The organism is Pseudomonas sp. DrBHI1 (assembly GCF_002205115.1).
GTDB lineage: Bacteria > Pseudomonadota > Gammaproteobacteria > Pseudomonadales > Pseudomonadaceae > Aquipseudomonas > Aquipseudomonas mosselii.
Genome location: NZ_NIBE01000025.1, coordinates 1 through 5953, shown reverse-complemented (window position 1 = coordinate 5953; position 5953 = coordinate 1). Strand labels below are relative to the sequence as shown.

The window sequence follows — 5953 nt, the reverse complement described above, 5'->3', positions numbered from 1 at the left end:
AAGTGGGAGAGACGGGGTGGGTCGGGGACGATTTTTTGCATGGTCGAGCTTCCTTGTGGTTACGAGTAACCACCACCCGCATCCTTTCTCACGAGATCAAGGTGGCAGCCATGTACGAGGTGAGAAATCCGGGCCACAAGGTAAACCCGGCCAGACCGAGGTCTGCCCGTACACGGCCACCATGACGGAGGCGCGTTACCGTTGTGGAAATCGGGTTTCTCACACCCGGTCACCCAATTGGGCGACCCGATGAAGTTATCCCCGGGGTATTTCCCCGACAACGCGGCGGCTTCCGGCAAGCGCGTAGGATAGTTCCCAAGCTTTGCTGGCTGAAGCATTTGGTTTCAGGTTCGGAAAGATCTGACAGTCTTTGAAATCGCCGGGGCTGCTGCGCAGCCCTTTCGCGACACAAGGCCGCTCCCACAGGGACCGCGCCATGGCAGAGCTGGCGTATACCCTGTGGGAGCGGCCTTGCCGAGGCGTCGGACCGGTCGGAAAGGGCCGCAAAGCGGCCCCCCGGTTTCACTGGCACCGCCCACCGCTTGGAGTAGACTGACCCCTCTCCCGCATTCATTAAGGACGTTGCCATGCTGAAGATCTGGGGCCGCAAGAATTCGAGCAATGTGCGCAAGGCGTTGTGGATCGCCCACGAGCTGGGCCTGGACTTCGAGTCCATCGATGCCGGCGGCGCCTTCGGCGTGGTCAACGAACCGCACTACCGGGCCCTGAACCCCAACGGCCTGGTGCCCATGCTCGAAGACGGCGACCTGGTGCTGTGGGAGTCCAACGCCATCGTGCGCTACCTATGCGCCGAGTACGGCGCCGAACAAGGCTGGTACCTCGACGACCCGCGCCAGCGCGCCCTGGCCGACAAGTGGATGGACTGGACCACCTCGTCCTTCGCCGGCCCCTTCCGCCCGCTGTTCTGGGGCCTGCTGCGCACCCCCGAGGACCAGCGCGACTGGGTGGCGATCAACGCCGCGCACAAGCAGTGCGCGCAACTGCTGGCCATCGCCGACGAGACCCTGGCCAAGCAGCCGTACCTCTCCGGCGAGCAGATCGGCATGGGCGACATTCCCCTGGGCAGCTTCATCTACGCCTGGTTCGAAATGCCGATTGAACGCCCGGCCATGCACCACCTCCAAGCCTGGTACGAGCGCCTCAAGCAACGCCCGGCCTACCAGGCGGCGGTGATGAGCGCCCTGACGTGACGCCACTTCGATAGTCACTATCGATACATGTGACTGTACTTGTGCGGCCAGCCCTTGCACCATGGCCGCACTCACTGCGCCAGTGACTTCACCTGGCGTGTCCCGCACCCTTTTCTCGGTACCCGACCCGCTATGAGTTCCGCCCTGTCCATCCGACAGCTGACCAAGACCTACGGCAACGGTTTCCAGGCCCTCAAGGGCATCGACCTGGACGTTTCCGAAGGCGACTTCTTCGCCTTGCTCGGCCCCAACGGCGCCGGCAAGTCCACCACCATCGGCATTCTCTCGACCCTGGTGAACAAGACCAGCGGCACGGTCAACGTGTTCGGCCACGACCTGGACCGCGAGCCTGCGGCGCTCAAGCGCTGCCTGGGCGTGGTGCCCCAGGAGTTCAACTTCAACCAGTTCGAGAAGACCTTCGACATCGTCGTCACCCAGGCCGGCTACTACGGCATCCCGCCCAAGGTGGCCAAGGAGCGCGCCGAGCAGTACCTGACGCAGCTCGGGCTGTGGGACAAGCGCGACGTGCCGTCGCGTTCGCTGTCCGGCGGCATGAAGCGCCGGCTGATGATCGCCCGGGCGCTGATCCACGAGCCGCGCCTGTTGATCCTCGACGAGCCGACCGCCGGGGTGGACATCGAGCTGCGCCGTTCGATGTGGAGCTTCCTCACCGAGCTCAACCAGAAGGGCATCACCATCATCCTCACCACCCACTACCTCGAAGAGGCCGAGCAGCTGTGCCGCAACATCGGCATCATCGACCACGGCACCATCGTCGAGAACACCAGCATGCGCCAGTTGCTGGGCAAGCTGCACGTCGAGACCTTCGTTCTCGACCTCAAGCACGACCTGCCCGCCGCGCCTGAGCTGCAGGGCTACCCGTGCCGGCTGATCACCCCGCACACCCTGGAGGTGCAGGTGGACAAGGACATTGGCATCACCGCGCTGTTCGGCCAGCTGGCGCTGAAGAACATCGAGGTACAAAGCCTGCGCAACAAGACCAACCGACTCGAGGAGCTGTTCGTGTCCCTGGTGGAAAAGAACCTGTCGAAGGTGGCCGTATGAGTGTGGAACTGCGCACCAACTGGGTCGCCCTGAACACCATCGTCTACCGCGAAGTGCGGCGCTTCTTGCGCATCTGGCCGCAGACCCTGCTGCCACCGGCCATCACGATGGTGTTGTACTTCGTGATCTTCGGCAACCTGATCGGCCGGCAGATCGGCGACATGGGCGGCTTCACCTACATGGAGTACATCGTGCCGGGGCTGATCATGATGTCGGTGATCACCAACTCCTACGGCAACGTGGTGTCGAGCTTCTTCGGCAGCAAGTTCCAGCGCTCCATCGAGGAGCTGATGGTGTCGCCGGTGTCGCCGCACACCATCCTCGTCGGCTATGTGCTGGGCGGTGTGCTGCGCGGGCTGGCGGTTGGGGTGATCGTGACCATCCTGTCGCTGTTCTTCACCCACCTGCAGGTGCATCACCTGGGTGTGACCATCGTCGTGGTGCTGCTGACCGCGACCATCTTCTCGCTGCTGGGCTTTGTCAACGCGGTGTTCGCGCGCAACTTCGACGACATCTCGATCATCCCGACCTTCGTGCTGACGCCGCTGACCTACCTGGGCGGGGTGTTCTACTCGATCAACCTGCTGCCGCCGTTCTGGCAGACCGTGTCGCTGGCCAACCCCGTGCTGCACATGGTCAACTCGTTCCGCTACGGCATCCTAGGGGTGTCGGACATCAGCATCGGCACGGCGATCAGCTTCATGCTGGTGGCCACCGCGCTGCTCTACCTGCTGTGCGTGCGCCTGCTGGTCAGCGGCCGCGGCATGCGTGCCTGAGCTGCGGGTGAGGGCACAACAGCACTGGCGCCGGCGCCACTGCCGGCCCACCCACCAGCGCCAGTAGCCCATGGTGGTGAAGTAGGCGAGCACGCCGAGTACCACCCCGCACACCACCGAGCCCAGCAGGAACGGTTGCCAGATCGTCGCCAGCTGGTCGGTGACCCAGTCGACGGTGATTTCCTCGGGCAGCGTGCGCGGCGGCACCTGCATCAGCCAGGCGCCGGTCATGTAGGTGACGAAGAACACCGGCGGCATGGTCAGCGGGTTGGTCAGCCACACCAGGCTCACCGCGATTGGCAGGTTGCCGCGCACCGGGATCGCCAGCGCTGCGGCCAGCAGCATCTGCATGGGGATCGGGATCAGCGCCGCGAACAGGCCGACGCCCATGGCCCGCGCCACCGAATGGCGATTCAGGTGCCACAGGTTGGGGTCGTGCAGCAGCTTGCCGAAAAAGCGTAAGGACTTGTGTTCGCGGATGCTGGTCGGGTCCGGCATGTAGCGTTTGAACAGACGGCGCGGCATGTGGGCTCCCGGCTGGGTTGAAGGGCGTCAGTATGCCTTGATTGAAGCGCAGCCTCGTTCAGAGTTTGTGACAATTGTTTAGCAGGTTTCTCCCGCCAATCGGCTAAGCCTCAGGGGCCGTTTTCGCTTCTGGAGCTCTATCTCATGCGCACAGGGATGCTGGCGTTGGTCCTCGGGCTGTTGAGCCTGCGCTTTTTACCTGCCCTGCCACCGGTCGGATGGCTGATTCCATTGCTGTTGCTGGCCCTGGCCTGCCTGCGCACCCGGGCCAGGCCGCTGGGTTGGTTCGTGCTGGGTGGCTGCTGGGCCTGCTGGTCGGCGCAGCAGGCCCTGGACGACCGCCTGCCGGCCGCGCTGGATGGCCGCACGCTGTGGCTGGAGGGGCGGGTGGTCGGCCTGCCGACCCGTACCGAGCGCGGCGTGCGTTTCGAGCTGGAGCAGCCGCAGTCACGTCGGGCCCGGTTGCCGCAGCGGGTGCAATTGAGCTGGTTCGAGGGGCCGCCGCTGCGAGCGGGGGAGCACTGGCGGCTGGCGGTCAACCTGCGTCGGCCGCAGGGCCTGCTCAACCCCCATGGCCCGGATCAGGAGGCCACGCTGTTGGCGCGGCGGGTCGGTGCCACCGGCACGGTCAAGGCCGGCATGCGCCAGGGCGAGGAGGCCAGCAGTTGGCGCGACGGCCTGCGCCAGCGCCTGCTGGCCACCGATGCCCATGGCCGGGAGGCGGCGTTGGCCGCCCTGGTGCTCGGGGATGGCGCAGGCCTGGCGCGGGAGGACTGGCAGGTGCTGCAGGCCACCGGCACGGTACACCTGCTGGTGATTTCCGGGCAGCACATCGGCTTGCTGGCCGGATTGGTCTACGGGCTGGTGGCGGGGCTGGCACGCCTGGGGGGGTGGCCACGGCGCCTGCCGTGGCTGCCCTGGGCCTGTGGCCTGGCGATGGCGGCGGCATTGGGCTACGGCTGGCTGGCGGGGTTCGGCGTGCCGGTGCAGCGGGCGTGCCTGATGCTGGCGGTGGTGCTGCTCTGGCGCTTGCGCTTTCGCCATCTGGGCGCCTGGGTGCCGTTGCTGATGGCGCTGTCGGGCGTGCTGCTGGTCGAGCCGCTGGCCAGCCTGTTGCCGGGTTTCTGGCTGTCGTTCGCTGCCGTGGCGGTGCTGGTGCTGTGTTTTGCCGCCCGGCTGGGTGCCTGGCGGCCCTGGCAGGCCTGGACCCGCGCCCAGTGGGTGATCGCCGTGGGGTTGCTGCCGGTGCTGCTGGCCTTGGGGCTGCCCGTCAGTCTCAGCGCGCCGCTGGCCAATCTGCTGGCGGTGCCGTGGCTCAGCTGGGGCGTGCTGCCGTTGGCGTTGCTGGGTACGGCCCTGCTGCCGGTGCCTGGGCTGGGGGAGGGGATGCTGTGGCTGGCGGGCCTGTCGTTGGATGGGTTGTTTGCCGTGCTGACGCGATTGGCAGGGCTGCGGCCGGCCTGGATTCCCGAGCCACTGCCGTTGTGGGCCTGGCTGCTGGTGTGCCTGGGCGCCGTGCTGGTGTTGCTGCCCCGGGGCGTGCCGTTGCGGGCGCCGGGCGTGGTCCTGCTGTTGGCGCTGTGGGCGCCACGCGAACAGGTGCCGCCGGGGCAGGTGGAGGTCTGGCAGCTGGATGTGGGGCAGGGCCTGGCGGTGCTGCTGCGCACCCGCAATCACGCGCTGCTGTATGACGCAGGCCCGGCCCAGGGTGGCAGTGACCTGGGCGAGACGGTGGTGCTGCCGACCTTGCGCAAGCTTGGGGTGAAGGCGCTGGATGTGATGCTGATCAGCCATGGCCATGCCGACCATGCCGGTGGGGCGGCGGCCGTGCGGCGTGGGGTTTCGGTGGCGCGAGTGCTGGCCGGCGAGGTTGCCGGGCTGGAAGCGGCCTCGCTGTGCCGCAGTGGCGAGCGCTGGCAGTGGGATGGCGTCGATTTCGAGCTCTGGCACTGGCCGCAGGGGCTTCCAGCAACGAACGCTCCTGTGTGTTGCGCGTGCAGGCCAAGGGCGAACGCCTGCTGCTGGCCGGGGACATGGAGGCCGGTGCGGAGCGGGCCTGGCTGGCCGCGACCGACGATCCTCGGGTGGACTGGTTGCAGGCGCCGCACCATGGCAGCCGCACGTCGTCCAGCGAGCCGTTCGTCCAGGCCACGGCGCCGCGCGGGGTGTTGGTTTCCCGGGGGCGGCACAATGGTTTCGGGCATCCCCATGGGCAGGTGGTCGAGCGCTATCGCCGGCACGGGGTGGTGATGCATGACACGGCGTTGGAGGGGGCATTGCGGTTGGTGCTGGGGAGTCGGGGTGGGGTGGAAGGTGTGCGCAGGGAGCGGCGGTTCTGGCGTGAGGTTGACGAGGGCTGAACCGACGCCATCGCGG

At 66.9% G+C, this 5953-nt stretch carries 4 protein-coding genes and 1 pseudogene; 4 read left to right on the top strand and 1 reads right to left on the bottom strand.

Annotation, left to right across the window (positions count from 1 at the left end):
* The first annotated feature begins 587 nt into the window (after positions 1 to 587).
* From CC207_RS03960 to CC207_RS03950, 3 genes are all read left to right on the top strand, one after another.
* The gene (locus CC207_RS03960; protein WP_069017520.1) at positions 588 to 1211 is read left to right on the top strand and encodes a glutathione S-transferase; all 624 of its coding nucleotides are present in this window, start codon (positions 588 to 590) and stop codon (positions 1209 to 1211) included.
* Between the two features lie 132 nt (positions 1212 to 1343).
* On the top strand, positions 1344 to 2276 hold the full coding sequence (locus CC207_RS03955; protein WP_028690973.1) for an ABC transporter ATP-binding protein: 933 nt from the start codon (positions 1344 to 1346) through the stop codon (positions 2274 to 2276).
* On the top strand, positions 2273 to 3052 hold the full coding sequence (locus CC207_RS03950) for an ABC transporter permease (protein ID WP_028690974.1): 780 nt from the start codon (positions 2273 to 2275) through the stop codon (positions 3050 to 3052). The genes CC207_RS03955 and CC207_RS03950 overlap by 4 nt, the downstream gene beginning before the upstream one ends.
* On the opposite strand, the gene CC207_RS03945 is transcribed toward CC207_RS03950, so the two are convergent.
* A complete protein-coding gene (locus CC207_RS03945) occupies positions 2936 to 3577 on the bottom strand; it encodes a DUF2062 domain-containing protein (RefSeq protein WP_143496063.1) in 642 nt (213 codons plus the stop codon). The two genes, CC207_RS03950 and CC207_RS03945, sit on opposite strands and share 117 nt — an antisense overlap.
* Before the next feature lie 144 nt (positions 3578 to 3721).
* Here CC207_RS03945 and CC207_RS03940 point away from each other — a divergent pair.
* A pseudogene (locus CC207_RS03940) lies at positions 3722 to 5937 on the top strand (DNA internalization-related competence protein ComEC/Rec2).
* Positions 5938 to 5953 lie beyond the last annotated feature (16 nt).